18 protein-coding genes and 1 pseudogene are annotated in these 16807 nt (G+C 43.4%); 12 read left to right on the top strand and 7 right to left on the bottom strand.

Annotated features, from left to right (window positions below; all coding sequences use genetic code 11):
* Positions 1 to 243: 243 nt before the first annotated feature.
* The 4 genes from BJP37_RS22780 (at position 244) to BJP37_RS22795 (ending at position 5568) form a co-directional block, all read left to right on the top strand.
* Positions 244 to 3210: a tetratricopeptide repeat protein gene (locus BJP37_RS22780; RefSeq protein ID WP_081431518.1), complete on the top strand. Its 2967-nt coding sequence runs from the start codon at positions 244 to 246 to the stop codon at positions 3208 to 3210.
* Positions 3211 to 3467: 257 nt separating this feature from the next.
* On the top strand, positions 3468 to 3755 hold the full coding sequence (locus tag BJP37_RS22785; protein WP_229415420.1) for a DUF4351 domain-containing protein: 288 nt from the start codon (positions 3468 to 3470) through the stop codon (positions 3753 to 3755).
* Between the two features lie 47 nt (positions 3756 to 3802).
* Positions 3803 to 4150, top strand: a complete 348-nt coding sequence (locus tag BJP37_RS22790) for a DUF4351 domain-containing protein (protein WP_075902209.1) — start codon at positions 3803 to 3805, stop codon at positions 4148 to 4150.
* Positions 4151 to 4635: 485 nt separating this feature from the next.
* A complete protein-coding gene (locus BJP37_RS22795; RefSeq protein WP_075902211.1) occupies positions 4636 to 5568 on the top strand; it encodes a DUF4351 domain-containing protein in 933 nt (310 codons plus the stop codon).
* A gap of 79 nt (positions 5569 to 5647) precedes the next feature.
* Here BJP37_RS22795 and BJP37_RS43825 read toward each other — a convergent pair whose 3' ends face one another.
* Positions 5648 to 5779, bottom strand: a complete 132-nt coding sequence (locus BJP37_RS43825; protein WP_269087050.1) for a hypothetical protein — start codon at positions 5777 to 5779, stop codon at positions 5648 to 5650.
* A gap of 125 nt (positions 5780 to 5904) precedes the next feature.
* Positions 5905 to 6654 (bottom strand): exosortase, PEP-CTERM interaction domain protein, encoded by a 750-nt coding sequence (locus BJP37_RS22800; protein ID WP_075902213.1) that lies wholly within the window; start codon positions 6652 to 6654, stop codon positions 5905 to 5907.
* 404 nt (positions 6655 to 7058) lie between these two features.
* Between BJP37_RS22800 and BJP37_RS37190 the strand changes: the two genes are divergently transcribed.
* From BJP37_RS37190 to BJP37_RS22815, 6 genes and pseudogenes are all read left to right on the top strand, one after another.
* Positions 7059 to 7238 carry a hypothetical protein gene (locus BJP37_RS37190; RefSeq protein WP_143727745.1) on the top strand — a complete coding sequence of 60 codons (180 nt, stop codon included), beginning with the start codon at positions 7059 to 7061 and terminating at the stop codon, positions 7236 to 7238.
* On the top strand, positions 7226 to 7759 hold the full coding sequence (locus tag BJP37_RS22805) for a GUN4 domain-containing protein (protein ID WP_075902215.1): 534 nt from the start codon (positions 7226 to 7228) through the stop codon (positions 7757 to 7759). The genes BJP37_RS37190 and BJP37_RS22805 overlap by 13 nt, the downstream gene beginning before the upstream one ends.
* A 49-nt stretch (positions 7760 to 7808) precedes the next feature.
* The gene (locus BJP37_RS43830) at positions 7809 to 7943 is read left to right on the top strand and encodes a hypothetical protein (protein ID WP_269086975.1); all 135 of its coding nucleotides are present in this window, start codon (positions 7809 to 7811) and stop codon (positions 7941 to 7943) included.
* A gap of 1119 nt (positions 7944 to 9062) precedes the next feature.
* A pseudogene (locus tag BJP37_RS22810) lies at positions 9063 to 10172 on the top strand (beta-ketoacyl synthase N-terminal-like domain-containing protein); the annotation flags it as partial.
* 82 nt (positions 10173 to 10254) lie between these two features.
* Positions 10255 to 10482 (top strand): hypothetical protein, encoded by a 228-nt coding sequence (locus BJP37_RS39835; RefSeq protein WP_158069725.1) that lies wholly within the window; start codon positions 10255 to 10257, stop codon positions 10480 to 10482.
* The gene (locus tag BJP37_RS22815; protein WP_075902217.1) at positions 10467 to 11459 is read left to right on the top strand and encodes an ABC transporter ATP-binding protein; all 993 of its coding nucleotides are present in this window, start codon (positions 10467 to 10469) and stop codon (positions 11457 to 11459) included. The genes BJP37_RS39835 and BJP37_RS22815 overlap by 16 nt, the downstream gene beginning before the upstream one ends.
* Positions 11460 to 11499: 40 nt before the next feature.
* Here BJP37_RS22815 and BJP37_RS22820 read toward each other — a convergent pair whose 3' ends face one another.
* A complete protein-coding gene (locus BJP37_RS22820; protein ID WP_075902219.1) occupies positions 11500 to 11763 on the bottom strand; it encodes a helix-turn-helix domain-containing protein in 264 nt (87 codons plus the stop codon).
* 123 nt (positions 11764 to 11886) lie between these two features.
* On the opposite strand from BJP37_RS22820, the gene BJP37_RS22825 reads away from it, so the two are divergent.
* Positions 11887 to 12141 carry a hypothetical protein gene (locus BJP37_RS22825; RefSeq protein WP_075902221.1) on the top strand — a complete coding sequence of 85 codons (255 nt, stop codon included), beginning with the start codon at positions 11887 to 11889 and terminating at the stop codon, positions 12139 to 12141.
* Positions 12142 to 12525: 384 nt separating this feature from the next.
* On the opposite strand, the gene BJP37_RS22830 is transcribed toward BJP37_RS22825, so the two are convergent.
* The 3 genes from BJP37_RS22830 to BJP37_RS22840 all read right to left on the bottom strand — a co-directional run bounded on the left by BJP37_RS22830 (position 12526) and on the right by BJP37_RS22840 (position 13711).
* Positions 12526 to 12795, bottom strand: a complete 270-nt coding sequence (locus tag BJP37_RS22830; RefSeq protein WP_075902223.1) for a type II toxin-antitoxin system RelE family toxin — start codon at positions 12793 to 12795, stop codon at positions 12526 to 12528.
* 4 nt (positions 12796 to 12799) lie between these two features.
* Entirely contained in the window at positions 12800 to 13012 is a 213-nt protein-coding gene (locus tag BJP37_RS22835) for a RelB antitoxin-like protein (RefSeq protein WP_075902225.1), read from the bottom strand.
* Between the two features lie 102 nt (positions 13013 to 13114).
* On the bottom strand, positions 13115 to 13711 hold the full coding sequence (locus BJP37_RS22840) for a Uma2 family endonuclease (protein ID WP_075902227.1): 597 nt from the start codon (positions 13709 to 13711) through the stop codon (positions 13115 to 13117).
* Between the two features lie 246 nt (positions 13712 to 13957).
* Between BJP37_RS22840 and BJP37_RS22845 the strand changes: the two genes are divergently transcribed.
* Complete coding sequence (locus tag BJP37_RS22845; RefSeq protein WP_143727746.1) at positions 13958 to 14173, top strand: hypothetical protein; 216 nt, start codon at positions 13958 to 13960, stop codon at positions 14171 to 14173.
* Positions 14174 to 14472: 299 nt separating this feature from the next.
* Here BJP37_RS22845 and BJP37_RS22850 read toward each other — a convergent pair whose 3' ends face one another.
* The gene (locus tag BJP37_RS22850; protein ID WP_075902231.1) at positions 14473 to 16263 is read right to left on the bottom strand and encodes a M61 family metallopeptidase; all 1791 of its coding nucleotides are present in this window, start codon (positions 16261 to 16263) and stop codon (positions 14473 to 14475) included.
* Positions 16264 to 16807: the final 544 nt, after the last annotated feature.

The raw sequence follows: 16807 nt of genomic DNA on the forward strand, positions 1-16807 counted from the left end.
CTCGCGATTGCAAATCTCTCTAACCTAAATTATTGGGTTTGCAGACACGCCCTAGATATATGCCAGTTTCATGAGGCATGTAACAAAAGTCATGACCATGGGCCGTCTTGGGCACAAGACCACGATGCCTGTTTGCTACTTACCCACCACCCCCAGGATTGGCTAACCCACGAAGCCCAAGAGCAGCTAAAAGGGGAGATTTATAGCTCGCCGGAACGATTCGCTTTACATCTGTTCGGACACATGCACCAGTCTAACTTGAGCAGCTTGGCAGAAGGTGGTGCTAATCCTCGAAGCACACTGCAAGGCTGCTCCCTGTTCGGCATTGAAGGGTGGGGGAAAGAAAAAAAGGAACGGCTCCATGGTTATTCACTATGTGAATTGAAAATCGAAGGGAACACCGCCTCCCTCCGCATCTACCCCCGTAAAGCAGGCACAACACAGGACGGTGGGCGGGATATCGGTCCCGATCGTACCTTTAGATTGCCCAAAGGAGAGGACGGGACAAAACCAATACCAGTGGAGTTATTGCGCGAACGACGAAACAACCCGATTCCAAGGGGAATAAAAAAAAAATTAGATCCCCCCAGTAACATTATCAATCGTGGCACTCTCTACTTTGTCGGTAGGGACCCTCAACTTGAGCAGCTCCATCAGGAATTTCAACAGACCGATCAATTAGTGATTTGTGCCATTGGCCGAATGGGCGGTGTGGGAAAAACCGAGTTAGCTTTACAATATGCTGTGAGAAATCAGCACAACTACCCTGGTGGGTTGTGCTGGTTCTCCGTGCGAGGCTTGGATCTCGGAACTCAAGTTATCAGTTTTGGGCGTACGGAATTAGGATTAACCATTCCAGATGAACTAGAGTTCAATGAGCAGGTAAGATACTGTTGGAGAAATTGGCCAGAAGGAACAGTATTGATCGTTCTGGATGATGTGGTAGACTACGATGAAATTAGTTCCTATTTGCCTCCGGCGCAACCCCGTTTCAAGGTACTGATCACCAGCCGTGAGAATCCTGGGCCTTTAATAAAGCATATTGACCTGGATATACTATCCCTAGAAGCAGCATTGGAATTATTGCGTAAGCTTGTTGGAAAAGAGCGCATTGACAAGGAACGAAACGAAGCAGAAGCCTTATGTGAATGGTTGGGGTATTTGCCTTTGGGCTTGGAGTTAATAGGACAATATTTAGCTCTACATTCGACTTTCTCCATCACTAAAGTTCAGAAACGTTTAGAGAAACAAAAATTAGCAGCTAAGGCATTACTTCCTCAAAAACAAGGGCAAATCAAACCCCTGTTGGGAGTAGCAGCAGCCTTTGAGTTATCCTGGGAAGATTTGAAAGATTGTCCAGAAGCCCAACAGTTGGGATGTCGTCTGAGTCTGTTTGCTCAAGCTCCTTTTGATTGGTCCCTAGTAGAGTCTTGTGTTATCGAAACTAACGATCAGGATGACTGGGATAAAGAACAAGAAGAATTGGAAGAATTACGCGATCGCTATCTGGTCAATCGTAATCTGTTGCAACTGACCGAACAGAAAACCTATCGGCTCCACCAACTAATTCGAGAATTTTTCCTGACCAAGCTGGCTCAATTATCAGAGGCTGATAGCTACAAGCGAAGCTTGTGTAAGACAATGGTGGCTAAGGCAAAAGAATTTCCCCAGACACCAACTCAAGAAATTATTGCAGCAGTTAGCCCCGCTATCCCTCATTTAGCCGAAGCTGCCACAGTCCTAACTGACTGGCTCAGGGATGAAGATTTAATAAAGCCCTTTGTTGGCTTAGGAAAATTATATTACGGTCAAGGTACCTATGACCAGGCTGAACCGTGGTTTACCCAATGTTTAGAGATAACCAGAAACCGCCTGGGTCACGCCCATCCCGATGTGGCCACCAGTCTCAACAACCTGGCTGCACTCTACCAGTCAATGGGGCGCTATAAGCAGGCCGAACCCCTCTATCAACAGGCATTGGAGATGAGAAAGCAGCTGCTGGCTCACGACCATCCCGGTGTGGCCACCGGTCTCAACAACCTGGCAGCACTCTACCAGTCAATGGGGCGTTACCATCAGGCCGAACCCCTCTTTGTCCAGGCATTGGAAATGAGAAAGCAGCTTCTGGCTCACGACGATTCCGATTCCGATGTGGCCTCCAGTCTTAACAACCTGGCATTACTCTACCAGTCAATGGGGCGTTACCATCAGGCCGAACCCCTCTTTGTCCAGGCATTGGAAATGAGAAAGCAGCTGCTGGCTCACGACCATCCCCATGTGGCCACCAGCCTTAACAACCTGGCAGCATTCTACAAGTCAATGGGGCGCTATGATGAGGCCGAACCCCTCTATCAACAGGCATTGGAGATGAGAAAGCAGCTGCTGGGTCACCACCATCCCGATGTGGCCTCCAGTCTCAACAACCTGGCAGCACTCTACAAGTCAATGGGGCGCTATGATGAGGCCGAACCCCTCTATCAACAGGCATTGGAGATGAGAAAGCAGCTGCTGGGTCAAGACCATCCCGATGTGGCCTCCAGTCTCAACAACCTGGGATTACTCTACGAGTCAATGGGGCGTTACCATCAGGCCGAACCCCTCTTTGTCCAGGCTTTGGAGATGTATAAGCAGCTGCTGGGTGAAGACCATCCCCATGTAGCCACCAGTCTCAACAACCTGGGATTACTCTACAAGTCAATGAGGCGCTATCATCAAGCCAAACCCCTCTTTGTCCAGGCTTTGGACATGAGAAAGCAGCTGCTGGGTCAAGACCATCCCGATGTGGCCTCCAGTCTCAACAACCTAGGATTACTCTACAAGTCAATGGGGCGTTTGTATCAGGCAGAACCACTCTATGTCCAGGCATTGGAGATGAGAAAGCAGCTGCTGGGTCAAGACCATCCCGATGTCGCCTCCAGCCTCAACAACCTGGCAGCACTCTACTATGCTCAGGGGCGGTATGATCAAGCCGAACCCCTCTATCAACAGGCATTGGAGATGAGAAAGCAGCTGCTGGGTCACGACCATCCCGATGTGGCCACCAGTCTCAACAACCTGGCTGCACTCTACCACTCAATGGGGCGCTATGACCACGCCGAACCCCTCTTTCAAAAGGCTTTGGAGATTGCAGAACGGACGTTAGGGTCAAATCATCCTAACACTGTAACCTTTCGTAAGAATCTAGAAAATTTGCGCAATCTAAAAAGGTAACAGGGAACAGAATAAAAGAATTAAGAATGTAGAATGTAGAATTAAGAATGTAGAATTAAGAATATATAGCAGTCGCAGTAAAGCTTAAGACATATTTCTGCTCCTTGCTCCTTGCTCCCTTTCAACCAACATCCTCTGTCCTAAACTATACTTAGGTTGCTATAAGTTCTAAATTATTTATGCATTATTAATTAATAATTATTAATTCTGCATTCTAAATTCTTAATTTAATTCAAGCTTATTTTCGGGAGGATATGATGCAGGAGTCAGTAGTTTATCAACGAATTATTCGCCAAGGATTAGAACAAGGATTAGAGCAAGGATTAAAACAAGGATTAGGACAGGGATTAGAACAAGGAAAGCGCAATGAGCTTAATTTAATTATCCGTCTACTTAACCGTCGCCTAGGTGAAATCAATCCCCAATTACAAAATCAAATTGAGGAATTATCCTTTGACCAGTTGGAAGATTTAGGAGAAGCGTTATTAGATTTTGAAACCGAAGTGGATTTGACCAATTGGTTGAACCAGTTTAGGGATAAGTAAAATTCGGTTAGGTGTAGNTAATTCAAGCTTATTTTCGGGAGGATATGATGCAGGAGTCAGTAGTTTATCAACGAATTATTCGCCAAGGATTAGAACAAGGATTAGAGCAAGGATTAGAGCAAGGATTAGAACAGGGATTAAAACAGGGATTAGAACAAGGATTAGAGCAAGGATTAAAACAAGGATTAGGACAGGGATTAGAACAAGGAAAGCGCAATGAGCTTAATTTAATTATCCGTCTACTTAACCGTCGCCTAGGTGAAATCAATCCCCAATTACAAAATCAAATTGAGGAATTATCCTTTGACCAGTTGGAAGATTTAGGAGAAGCGTTATTAGATTTTGAAACCGAAGTGGATTTGACCAATTGGTTGAACCAGTTTAGGGATAAGTAAAATTCGGTTAGGTGTAGTCTCTAAAAGCAGTAGCATCGAGAGCTGATAGAGTGGGTTTGGCAAATCCTTACCCACTCTATTATTGCCCAAAAATCCCGATAATTCTTGTTCCCCCCTGTTTTAAGAGGGGATAGGGGATATCAATAGATTTAACTGAAGTAAGTCACTCCCGATTGTAGCGATAAAACTTTTCAATTTATTAACTAAATTAACAGTAATATTCTAGCTAATAAATGTGATAAAATAGAAGAACATTACCCAACAATAGCCAATATTTAGGCTGGGTTTTATCCACCGATATCCCGTTGATGATTGTCGGGATTTACTGGGATTTAAAGAGTTAGTTAAGTAGCCGATATTTACGACATACCTTGCCCTGGGTTTTAAGAAGATGATTTGGGATAGGTTCGAGTCGTCGAATTTGTGGCTCTTAACCCTGTTTTCGATTACTTAACCAGAATTGACTTAGTTAGATCAGATGTGTAATGACTTACGACAGTACCCTCAAATATCTAGTTGAACAATATCCTCAAGCCTTTACCCGTTGGTTATTTAATCAAGAACCAGCAGAGGATATCGAAATTCTCAACACCGAATTGAGCACAGAGCCAATTCGGGCAGATGCCTTGTTTTTTGTGCGAATTGCTGATGCTATTTTGCATTTGGAATTTCAAACCTTACCCCAATCTGAACCTCCGTTACCCCTGCGGATGCTGGATTATTGGGTCAGGTTGTATCGTCAGTATCGCTGTGATATTGAACAGGTAATAATATTCCTAAAACCAACCCGATTAGCCGGAGTATTTGTGAATCAATTTACCGAGAGGAACTTATCCTTCCGCTATCGGGTAATTCGGATTTGGGAATGTGATCCACAACCGTTACTAACAACACCGGGGTTACTACCGTTGGCAGTATTAGCACAAACTGAAGTGCCAGAAACCTTGCTATCCCAGGTAGCAGCCAGAATCGATATGATTGAAGATAGACAACAGCAACGTAACCTATCTGCGTGCGTGCAACTGTTGGCTGGGGTGAAATTTGATGAACAGTTAATTCAAGCTTATTTTCGGGAGGATATGATGCAGGAGTCAGTAGTTTATCAACGAATTATTCGCCAAGGATTAGAACAAGGATTAGAACAAGGATTAGAGCAAGGATTAGAACAGGGATTAAAACAGGGATTAGAACAAGGATTAGAGCAAGGATTAGGACAGGGATTAGAACAAGGAAAGCGCAATGAGCTTAATTTAATTAAGCGTCTACTTAAGCGTCGCCTAGGTGAAATCAATCCCCAATTACAAAATCAAATTGAGCAGTTATCCTTTGACCAGTTGGAGGATTTAGGAGAAGCGTTATTAGATTTTGAAACCGAAGTGGATTTGACCAATTGGTTGAACCAGTTAACGGATAAGTAACATCCCGTTAGGTGTAGCACTTAAAAGTAGTAGCATCGAGCTCTAATTGAGTGGGTTTGGATTTGCCTTACCCACTCTATTATTGCCCAAAAATCCAGACGCCTCCTAGACCGCGAGCAATCCCTCGCGGCTTGGGTCGCACCTGTAGAATGGGCATCAGGCGTGGAACTGGCATCAGGCGTAGAACTGGCATCAGGCGTAGAACTGGCATCTTGCCAGTTTCCTGCTTATTTTCGAGCGGGCAGGATGCCCACTCTACTGCTATTCATTACTTCACTGACGGAACGCCCTTGATCCAGCTACTGCATCTTGACTCCCTACTCCCTACTAATTGCCTTAAAAGAGACTAGAGCCGATACTTCTCTTAACCACTAATCCTAAGCCCAGAAAGCCCAGAGCCAGTAGACCCTGAGATGACATCGGCTCAGGCACTGGGACTGCTAGAGGCAGTGGACCATTACCTGTGCCGGATTGGGTATCGTTCTTAGCGGTGAAGGTCCCAAATGGACCAATGGGAGGTTGTGTGGTTTGCCAAAAGAAGGAGATGGTTTCTGGAGTGTCGAAATTAGTACTCCAATCTGATCCACCGACAACGCTCCAGACTAGACTGCCATCTTGATCAAGCTTTATTGAAAACTCCCCACTCGAACCGAGTGCCTGCTTCGCTTCCCCAAAGCTATAGCCCGCAACTCCTGTAAAGCCTTCAGCTTTGAACTCCAACCCGAACTGATTGACATCATCAAACCGAAGTAAACCATCCGGTTGAGGGAAAGGGGGATCGTTAGGAAAGTCCACACCAGGAGTAACTTTGTGTATATAAGTGTAGATGGTTCCCGATGGATTTTGGGGCGGCACACAAGTCAGAAAACCAACAGGACAAGAAACGCTACTAGTCAGGTCCCCGAGGCTATTTCCGTCACCATTGATTAGGGATGCATCTACTGTCGGACCGACTGGTCCTGTGATGGTTGCTCCCAGGGTGAGGTCGTCAAGGTTGATGGGGGTAATCGACGCAGCACTAACCCCTCTTACCGAAAGATCAAAAACGCTAATTGCGATCAATGCGATCGCTAATTTACTAGTCATGACTATTTTTCCTCAGTAAAATTTTCAAGTAAGCATTAGCTGATAGCTTAAAAATGTACTTATCTATTTCAACGTGATGGCTGATTTTTATTGCCAAGGGTATTTTATATATAAATCCAGCCAGCTTTATAACATTTAAGAAAAATTCATTAAACTCTGAATTATGTAAATGTTTAGCAAAGGGAGCAGGGAGTAGGGAGTAGGGAGTAGGGAGTAGGGAGCAGGGAGCAGGGAGCAGGGAGTAGAAATTAGAAAAAATCTTGGTAATTAATGAGTATTATATTTTTAATTATTAAGATTTTTTTTTATCTAAAAAAACGATAAATAAAGTTAGGCGCTGCTATTTGATTGCTTCGCTAATTTTTAATCAAAAATAAAATTAAATTTAAAAAATAATCAAAAACTTGAAAATTAAAATTGTAATAATTACAATTATTACAGCATTTTTCATAACTATAAAGTACAGAGTATTTTTTTCCTATTCCCAGATCCGCTGTTCCCTGTTCCCTGTTCTCTGTTCCATACTCCCTACTCCCTACTCCCTACTCCCTATTCCCTACTCCCTAAACTTATGGCTAATTTAAAAATAGACTACACTCACCTCAAGACCTTATTGATAGAAGTGCAGTGGAAAGCTGCTGATATGGAAACCAATACAATTGTATTATCCATAGCTAAAACCCTTAGACAACAGCAGAAGGTTAGTAAAAAAGACCAAGAATGGCTTCAAGGGTTAAATTATCTCAGAGAATCAGACTTAGTAGAGTTTCCCTGTGAGGATTTGCTAACACTAAATCAGCTTTGGGAGCAGTATAGTCAAGGTCATTTTGGATTTAGAATACAATCTCAACTGTGGCAGCAAGTTAGTCAAGATTATAATCAATTCGCCGATCTAGTGGGATGGCGCAAGGGTGATGCCGATTCTTGGCATTCTTATTCTCAGTTAACCTTTAGTTTAGACGCTCCTAAAGGTCACTTGCCCGCTGCTATATTTTATGCCGAACAATCCCCTATTGGTTGGGCAGCAACTATTAAAAATAGATTGGATGAATGCTTTTTAGATAAGGGAACAGGGAACAGGGAACAGGGAACAGGGCAAATATAGCAATTCTACCACTTGTGAGGTACAAATTTCTGGGTTTTAGGGAGCAGCGATGCAGCGCGGTCTTGGGGGTTTCCCCCATGAGCGACTGCATCAAGACGGGAGCAGGGAGCAGGGAGCAGGGAGCAGGGAAGAGGAACCCACCCCTAACCCCTCCCAGGAGGGGAAGGGAAGAGGGAAGAGGTAAAAAATAATGTGTACCTCATGAGTCCTAGAAACGCTATAGCTCAACAGAACAAAACGGTGACAGGCGAGAGTCCTGTGCTACTCGTTTAATAAAACTTATTTTATTTATTTAATTTTTATCTGGTTCAAGGTGTCAAGCCCTAGAGATTGGCTAGGTTAAATTCAGATAATTTTTATACCATCAATGTGGTCAATGTTGTCATTTACACCAACTATATTGCTGCTATCGGTCTAGATAGATAGACTTGGTCTGGAGAAAAAAGTTTGCTATTTTAGGGTAAGCATTCACCTATCAACTCCTGAGCTAACCCGCTACGGGCATGCTGTACAAACAGCTAATCTAATCCAACGTCTGATCAATAAAGAGAGTTCCCCCATAAGCTTGTTTTCGTGAGCGACGCGCTTCGTGATGGGTTGCTCCTTACTCGGTTCTGTTGCAGGAATCATCAATAGCTGATAGCTGGCAAGTACAGTAAGCACGTAGGGCGTTAGCTGATGGCTGAATACCTCAGGGGATGACAAGCAGCTTGAAAGCTGGACTGGTTGTGGGGTGACCGGTTGTGGGATATAGGGTGAAATTAAGCCGTAATTAAAACCTGTTAATCATAACTGAAGCAGATAGAGTAGTTTGCTGAAAATTCAGGGGCTAATTTATGCGAAATAAACCTGTGAATAAGCGCCAAGAGTGGTGAGGGTTAAAACACAATCAAGCCTGCTCCTCCCCTACTTCCCTCTCTGCCCCCACGTCCCTCTCTTGGGAGTTTTTTATGTCTCTTTACAAACAGTCAACAATAAACATTCAGCACATGAAATTTGTGAAAAGATTATCCAAATCATACCCTAGGCCAATCGATACTATTTACAATAGCTGAAATAGCAGTAATGGTTGAAGACAATAGTTTTTTTATATGATAAAATTAATTTGTAATTATGTCAGTCAGCGAAAAAATAGCTAAACTAATTTACGATTTGAGTATTTGCAAAACTTGCTGAAAAAACTAAATTCGTAAAAATAAATTAAAAAACTTACATAATCAGTTTATAAAAATAGTTTTATACTAATAAAATTAAAAGTTATCTAAATTAAGTTAACTAGTTTACCGTGGTTAAGAATCAGTCTATGTCTAATTCTAAACTTGACATGGCATTGGCCCAGCTCCAAGAGGACTTGGATAGCTTTGAAAAGAATCTGATCCAACGTATCCAAGGGAAAGACACGATGTCGGATAAATTAACAGAATCAAGCAATATTAACCAAAAACTGCCACAAACTCCTATCGCCATTGTTGGCATGGCATCGCTTTTACCGAAAGCCAGAAATTTGCAGGAATACTGGACGAATATTCTTGAAAAAATCGACTGTATTACGGATGTTCCTGCTTCCCACTGGAATGTAGACGACTACTACGATCCAAACCCCAAGGCACCGGACAAAACCTACTGCAAAAGAGGCGGATTTATCCCACATATCGATTTTAACCCCATGGAGTTTGGGCTCCCTCCGAACATCCTGGAAGTAACAGATGTTTCCCAGTTGTTAAGTCTAGTAGTGGCAAAGGAGGCGATGGAAGATGCGGGCTATGGCAAATCCCGGGAGTTTAATCGAGAGCGTACTGGGGTAATCCTAGGCTCGGCACTGGCAAAACAACTAAGTACACCACTTTCAGTGAGATTGCAGTATCCGATTTGGGAGAAAGTCCTAAAAAGTAGTGGGTTATCCGATCAGGATACTAAAAAAATTGTAGAAAAAATAAAGCTAGCCTATGTGCAGTGGAACGAAAATGCCTTTCCCGGGATGCTAGCTAATGTTATTGCTGGACGCATTGCCAACCGTCTAGATTTGGGGGGAACAAACTGTGTAGTGGATGCTGCCTGTGCCAGCTCATTAGGTGCTTTAAAAATGGCAATGAGTGAGCTGAGTGAGCATCGCGCTGACATGATGCTGACTGGAGGAGTTGACACGGATAACTCTCTGTTGGCCTATATATGTTTCAGCAAAACCCCTGCCATCTCGCCAAGCCAAACTATAAAGCCTTTCGATGCTGAGTCGGATGGGATGATGCTGGGTGAAGGCATCGGGATGCTGGTACTTAAACGTCTGGAGGACGCGAAGCGAGATAATGACACAATCTATGCTGTGATCAAAGGCATTGGTACNAAATTTATGGGTTTTAGGGAGCAGGGAGCAGGGAGCAGGGAGCAGATAATAAGAAAGAGGAAAGAGGGAAGAGGCAAAAAATAATGTGTACCTCATTAAGCTATAAACCGCTATCTAACTAGGGAGTAGGGAATCAGGAATTGGGAATCGGGAATTGGGAGTAGAAAACGATGAAATTGACTATAGTGGTTCTCATAGTAAACAAAATTTTTTCCCTGTTCCCTGCTCCCTGCTCCCTGCTCCCTGCTCCCTGTTCCCTATTCCCTATTCCCTATTCCCTATTCCCTGTTCCCTATTCCCTGTTCCCTATTCCCTGTTCCCTTTGCCCTATGCTATAAACTATACTCAAAGTCTCAATTTTTTCCCTTGTCACCAATCCTAGACCTTCGTAATCTAGAAACACGCTTTTTCACCCCAGCTGGTACTGTCCATGCTGTCAATGGTATTTCCTTCCAGGTCAATCAAGGGGAAACCCTAGGGATAGTTGGTGAATCCGGTTCTGGTAAAAGCATCACCGCCCTGTCGATTATGGGACTAATCCCGTCTCCTCCTGGAAAGATTACCAATGGTGAGGTCATTTTTGAAGGGCGTGACCTCCAAAAGCTTACTGAGGGGGAAATGCGGAAAATCCGGGGTAACCGTATCGCTATGATTTTTCAAGACCCCATGACTTCCCTTAACCCAGTACTAAAGGTAGAAAGGCAAATTACTGAAGCCCTACGGTTACACCAAGGGATGAGCCGAGAGCAAGGACGATCTAGGGCGATTGAACTCTTAGAATTAGTGGGAATTCCTGGTGCAGCGGAACGGATTAGTAACTATCCCCACCAATTTTCTGGAGGGATGCGCCAGCGAGTCATGATTGCCATGGGATTAGCCTGTAATCCCCAGTTGCTGATTGCGGATGAACCTACCACTGCTTTGGATGTGACCATCCAAGCCCAAATTGTAGAATTAGTCAAGAAACTGCGCCAGGAAATTGGGATGGCCGTGATTTGGATTACCCATGATTTGGCGCTATTGGCGGGATTAGCGGATCGGATTTTAGTGATGTATGCCGGTCAGGTAGTAGAACAAGCATCGGTGATGGAAATCTATAAAAATCCTCGCCATCCCTATACTATTGGTTTACTCAACAGTATTCCCCGTCTGGATGAACAGCGCCAAGAGCGTTTGCAGACCATTGAAGGGTTACCACCAGATTTAACAAATTATCCCGAAGGTTGTCCCTTTGCTGCTCGTTGTCCTTTCGTGATTGATGAATGTTGGCACAACGATCCCACCTTGGAATTAGTAAGTGTTGACCATGAAGTGGCTTGTTGGGTAAAGCCAGAGCTGAATAGGGGCGTTGTTAATTGAGAATTAACAAACAACAAGAATTATTCTACCCAAAGCCAGTCTAGGATTCCTCTTCGTCTTGGTTTTCGATTTGGTCTTCTATGAATTCCCCCAGGTAAAGCTTGACGAATTCAGCAGCAGCGGAGGGATTGATACTCTGGAGTGCTTTAGCAATATCCGCAATGGTTTCCCCGCTAGGATCAGTTTGCTCATGAAACCAGCGAAATACCACCGATGGTCTAACTCCCAGTGTTACGGCCAATTTGTTTTGGCTGATGCCGTGGGTTGCTAAGGTTTGTTTGAGCGCTTTTCCTACTTTTCCCATGACCTCGATCGTGTCAAAAGATCATGAGCTAGTAAATCTTTACAGATCTGCGAATATCCGATAGCCTTTTAATATTCGCAGATCTGCGAATATATTTGTTAACTAAAATTTGGGACAAGCCAAATGCTCAAGAGTTTTCTAGGTGATTCTAGCCAAGACACCTCAGCATCGATTAAGCTTCAAGCCTCTAGGGAGCCAGTTTCTGGCAGAGAATATGTCAAAGTTATAGTGATTGGTTCACTCAAAGGGGTAAAAAAAATAATTCACGCCCTATACATCAGAGGATTTGCTGAGGTAACGGAGTGGACTCAGCCGATGCCAACTGGTAATCCTGGTGAGGTGATGAGAGTTTTGAGGCGATTGGTTTTTGTTGATTGAGGGTTTGCTTTGCGATCGCTTTTCCCTTTCCCTCCCCCCATACCCCCCAAAACAGCGGGGGGCTTATACCATTTCTGTAAAATACAGCTACACTCAAAGCCTGGTCTGGCTTCCCCAAGGAATTCAATCAAGTAATATGCGATCGCATGGTTATTGTAGCTTGGGTTGAGCCGAACTGATGCTGTTGGCGAAATATTTCTTAACAAACCAACAAACCCCTTTAGCCCTCACCCCCAGCCCCTCTCCCAACCTTGGGAGAGGGGAGCAGATTACGGCAGAATAAGGGTTTCACGGATTCGCCAACAGTATCAGCCGAAGGAAACCCAACAAATGCTTCTAAGGAAAATGGAGAATAATGTTGAGTTACGTTAGCCATTGAAAACCTTATGGAAAATAACGATAAAATTCCCGGCGATGTAGAACACGCATCATTTCTAGCTTATCTCCATGCACTTCTATTCCAATACGATAGTCACCAACACGGATACGATACCGATTAGGATAACCTTTCAAAGGTTTAACATTACTTAATTCTTTCAATTCTGCAGCTTTCGGTATAATTTCAAAAGCTACTTCCATAATTCGCCTGTATACAGGTTGCTTTTTTAACCTCTTTAAATCTTTCAAAAATAATTCACGGTACTCGATTTCCACATTATTACTCCAAGTATTTTAGTGCGGCTTCACGGTCTAACAAAGGAGTTAACTTAGCCTCATCCATCGCTTGGTTAAGACAATAATATTCTAATCTTTCTGATAACTCATCTAAAGCAATATTTTCTTCTGGGAATAACTGTCGCCACACTTCAATTGGGATAACAACAGCTTTTGGTTCACCATTTTTATCAGTCAGATACTCAATTTCAAACATAGAGGATTTTCCTTTGATTTGTGAACAGGATACCTTAGGCAAGAGGCAAGAGGCAAAAGTGGTGCATCTTCTATCTCCAATTTGCTTTCATTTTTGACTAGATCAAAAAATCGGGTTAGCAGTTAAACTAAGGTTCGGAAAGACTTTCGATACAAGACCATCATCATTTCGGAACAATTGTTTTTGATACTGATCATCTACCAAAGTGCAAATTGTAATGGTTGGTTGTTTAGGTTTACCAATATAATCTCTACCACCAATGCCCAGATAATCGACAATCCAATATTCAGGTACACCTAGTATGGCATAATCTTCAACCTTACGAGCATAATCGTTCTGCCAGTTTGTGCTAACAACTTCAACAACAAGCTTGATTGAGGTTCCCAAGGTAATCACAGGCTCTTTTTGCCATAAAGGTTCATTTACTAGCCGAGTTCTATCTAATACAATCACATCAGGACGAAAAGCTGTTTGGGTAGCTAAAAGTTTGATCAGACAGCGGTAGGGAATAACATAATCTGGGTATCCTCGGTCAATCTCCACATTTAACTTCCGTCCCACAAACCCAGCTACTTCCTCATGTGGTCCCGTAGGTTCCATGTCAATTAGTTCCCCATCGATTAATTCATAGCCTTCTTTGTCACCATACTGGATTATAAACTGATCAACAGTTATAAATGTTGGTAAAGCTTGAAGCATTACAATCGCACTCCTTATCAGGATAAAATCATGCTGGCAGTGGTAAGCTGCTATTATGATTAATGATTAAATTATAACTGTCAATCGTGGTGGATAAAATATATATAGCGTTTATTGCATTTACCAGGTACGCTTATCAACCTCAAAGTCCCCCTTTTTAAGGGGGATTTAGGGGGATCCCTTTGTCCCTCATGGGATAGAGAATTGCTATAATGAAGAAAACTAAGTTTACCTAAAATAAAAATTATCATGACAAAAACTACCTTTTCAGAAATATTAGAAGCAGCGGATGAACTTCCCTTAGAGGATCAAGAAAATCTAATTAGTATTTTAATAAATCGTCTTCGCGATCGCCGAAGATCCGAGAGAGTTAGAGATGTTAAAGAAGCTCAACAAGAGTTTGCCGAAGGAAAATGTCAACCCGTTACTCCTGAACAGCTGAGGTCGGAAATTCTCTCGTGACTTTGTAAGCATATGCGCTACGCGCACGCTACGCGAACAGCAATCAGCTGTCAGCCGTGAGCTAAAAGCGCACGCTACGCGAACAGCTTAAAATAAACTTCTTTGGCCTATGGCCAAGCTACGGGAATGGGAGAATTTAATATTGATAGAAAAGCATGAGAATTGAAGGTATGGGGAAAAGTGCAAACAGGTTTGTGGCACAGGCTTCCAGGGTGGCACAGGCTTCCAGCCTGTGACCTAACCCATAAGCTGATAACTGAATGCTGATAGCTGATAGCTGACGGCTGAATGCTTACCCCTCAACTAATCTTGACCAAAGATGCTCCTAACCACCCAGAAAAATTCTCCTGCTGCACATTGGTAGGATTCTTGACTGGCATAACTTGGTAACGACTGGGTTGAGATTTGCCTAATGTAATCGGTAGAGTGACCAATTGATCCTGATGGAATACACTAAGCTCGATAACATCACCAGCTTCGTAATCTTTTAAGCGATCGCATAATTGATCCCCCTTGACTCGCAACCCATCAATAGCCAGTAACTGATCACCAGCATCCACTCCTGCCACTGCCGCAGGAGAATCCATCTCCACAAACTGGATCCAGTCCTGACCATTGTCAGTTCTCACCTTCACCCCCAAGTAAGGCACAGATTCTTCATCCACAGCCACCACTTGTAAGCCAAAGGGTTTGAGATACTCATTGAAGGGCAATTCCCCCTTACCCTCAATAGTCTTCGAGAAGAAATTACTTAAATCTAGCTCTGCTACCGATTCTATTACCTCTCGCAGTTGTTGGGGAGTAAAGCCAATTTCCCCTTTACCAAACTGCTCCCACATAATTCTTATCACATCATCAAGGGATCGCTTATTTCCATGGCGCTCCCGGATTAACAAATCCAGCAATAATGACACCATTTCCCCTTTCAAATAATAGGAAATTTGGTTATTATCACTGTTAGCATCCCGTCGATAAAGCTTAATCCAAGCATCAAAACTAGACTCATCCAGGGGCTGCACCTTACGTCCTGGTGTAGTTAAAAACCGAGTAATCTCTTTACTCAAATTCTCTAACAACGTCTTAGCATCATAGATACCAGCCCGTTGGGGAATTAATAAGTCATAGTAACTGGTTGTTCCCTCAGAAAACCACAACGATGTCGTATAGTTTTCCTTTTCATAGTCAAAGGTTTCTAGGGCTAATGGTCGAATCCGCTTAACATTCCACAAGTGAAAGAACTCATGAGCCACCAGTTGCAAGAAGCGATTGTACTTATCCTTTGCCCGAAAACCAAAGCGCGAGTAAATTAACGAACAACTATCCTTATGTTCCAATCCCCCAAAGCCACTAGCCGTTAGATAGAGCAAGAACAAATAGTGATCATAAGGTAAACCCCCAAACAGCTCAGCTTCTACCTTGATAATCTTCGTGGTATCCTCAATAATCCGTTGTGGATCAGCATTCCCCTCTCCCCAGATGGCCAATTGATGGGGTTTGCCCAAAACCTCAAAGTCATAGAGCTTATGATCACCAATTTCAAAGGGACTATCGACTAAGGTATCAAAATCCCTTGCCTCAAAGGTATTAAATTTGCCTGACACTGCTGGTAAAGGTGTAGTCACCCGCCAATCGGGATTAGGTGGCGCGATAGTAACCTGGCAAGGGTGTTGTTCAAATCCTGGGATGAAGAAGAACAGAGCAGCACCATTAAAATAACCGTGGCTAGCATCTAGGTGATTAGTGCGTACCGTTAATTCATTAGCAAAGATACGATAACGCACAGTGATAGCCGACGCATCACCAGTTTCCACTAGCCAATGATTCTTGGCCAGTTTCCGCCACGGTAAAGACTGGGTAGGATTACCGTTATCCGCAGAGAAATCTTGTAAATGTCGAGCATACTCCCGCACTAAGTAAGAGCCTGGAGTCCAAACGGGCATCTTTAAATCTAACAAAGGGGCTTCCCAGCCTTCCACTTGTAGCGTTACCTCAAACAGATGGGATTGAGGCTGAGGCATAGCGACATGGTAGTGAATAGCTAGGGTACTAGTGGTTGTGCTGCTCCGAAAAATAGTTCTTGCTTCAGTCATTACTCAAGATTAGGGATTACCATTTAGCTCTAAGGGTAACAATCCTCTGAGCAGATAGCATTTTCATTTGAGATGTAAACATAGAGAGAATCGGGAATCGGGAATCGGGAATCGGGAATCGGGAATCGGGAATCGGGAATAAAATTTAGATTTACCTGACTAGACTAGGAAACGCTAGATTATAGTTTCAAAGATAGATTGTTGCACAACTTGGAAAAAATATAAAGAGATCTAGGTTACGTAAATAAATTTTGATAATTGTTGTTCTCTGTTTCCTGCTCCGAAGCGGGTGCATATCATTAAAGCTGTTTGACCTGGTGGGTGGAACGGGCATCTTGCCCGTGGTGCGTTACGGTGCGGGCTGTTTCAACAAGGCGCGAAGAGGGGAAAAATTAAGGCTCGCCCGCCCCTAACGCACCCTACGAACTGATAGCTGATAGCTGATAACCTTCAACCATCTAACCTTCAACCAAATAACCTTCAACCATCTAACCTTCAACCATCTAACCTTCAACCATCTAACCTTCAACCATCTAACCTTCAA

Source organism: Moorena bouillonii PNG (assembly GCF_001942495.1).
Classification (GTDB): domain Bacteria; phylum Cyanobacteriota; class Cyanobacteriia; order Cyanobacteriales; family Coleofasciculaceae; genus Moorena; species Moorena bouillonii.

Excerpts from the sequence above, each read along its gene's own strand:
- BJP37_RS22805 (WP_075902215.1), top strand. The coding sequence starts at position 7,226 with ATGGCTAATTTAAAAATAGACTACACTCACCTCAAGACCTTATTGATA.
- BJP37_RS22840 (WP_075902227.1), bottom strand. The coding sequence starts at position 13,711 with ATGCTTCAAGCTTTACCAACATTTATAACTGTTGATCAGTTTATAATC.
- BJP37_RS22785 (WP_229415420.1), top strand. The coding sequence starts at position 3,468 with ATGCAGGAGTCAGTAGTTTATCAACGAATTATTCGCCAAGGATTAGAA.
- BJP37_RS22800 (WP_075902213.1), bottom strand. The coding sequence starts at position 6,654 with ATGACTAGTAAATTAGCGATCGCATTGATCGCAATTAGCGTTTTTGAT.
- BJP37_RS22790 (WP_075902209.1), top strand. The coding sequence starts at position 3,803 with ATGCAGGAGTCAGTAGTTTATCAACGAATTATTCGCCAAGGATTAGAA.
- BJP37_RS22795 (WP_075902211.1), top strand. The coding sequence starts at position 4,636 with ATGACTTACGACAGTACCCTCAAATATCTAGTTGAACAATATCCTCAA.
- BJP37_RS22850 (WP_075902231.1), bottom strand. The coding sequence starts at position 16,263 with ATGACTGAAGCAAGAACTATTTTTCGGAGCAGCACAACCACTAGTACC.
- BJP37_RS43830 (WP_269086975.1), top strand. The coding sequence starts at position 7,809 with ATGCAGCGCGGTCTTGGGGGTTTCCCCCATGAGCGACTGCATCAAGAC.
- BJP37_RS22825 (WP_075902221.1), top strand. The coding sequence starts at position 11,887 with ATGCTCAAGAGTTTTCTAGGTGATTCTAGCCAAGACACCTCAGCATCG.
- BJP37_RS43825 (WP_269087050.1), bottom strand. The coding sequence starts at position 5,779 with ATGCCAGTTCTACGCCTGATGCCAGTTCTACGCCTGATGCCAGTTCCA.
- BJP37_RS22780 (WP_081431518.1), top strand. The coding sequence starts at position 244 with ATGCACCAGTCTAACTTGAGCAGCTTGGCAGAAGGTGGTGCTAATCCT.
- BJP37_RS22835 (WP_075902225.1), bottom strand. The coding sequence starts at position 13,012 with ATGTTTGAAATTGAGTATCTGACTGATAAAAATGGTGAACCAAAAGCT.
- BJP37_RS22820 (WP_075902219.1), bottom strand. The coding sequence starts at position 11,763 with ATGGGAAAAGTAGGAAAAGCGCTCAAACAAACCTTAGCAACCCACGGC.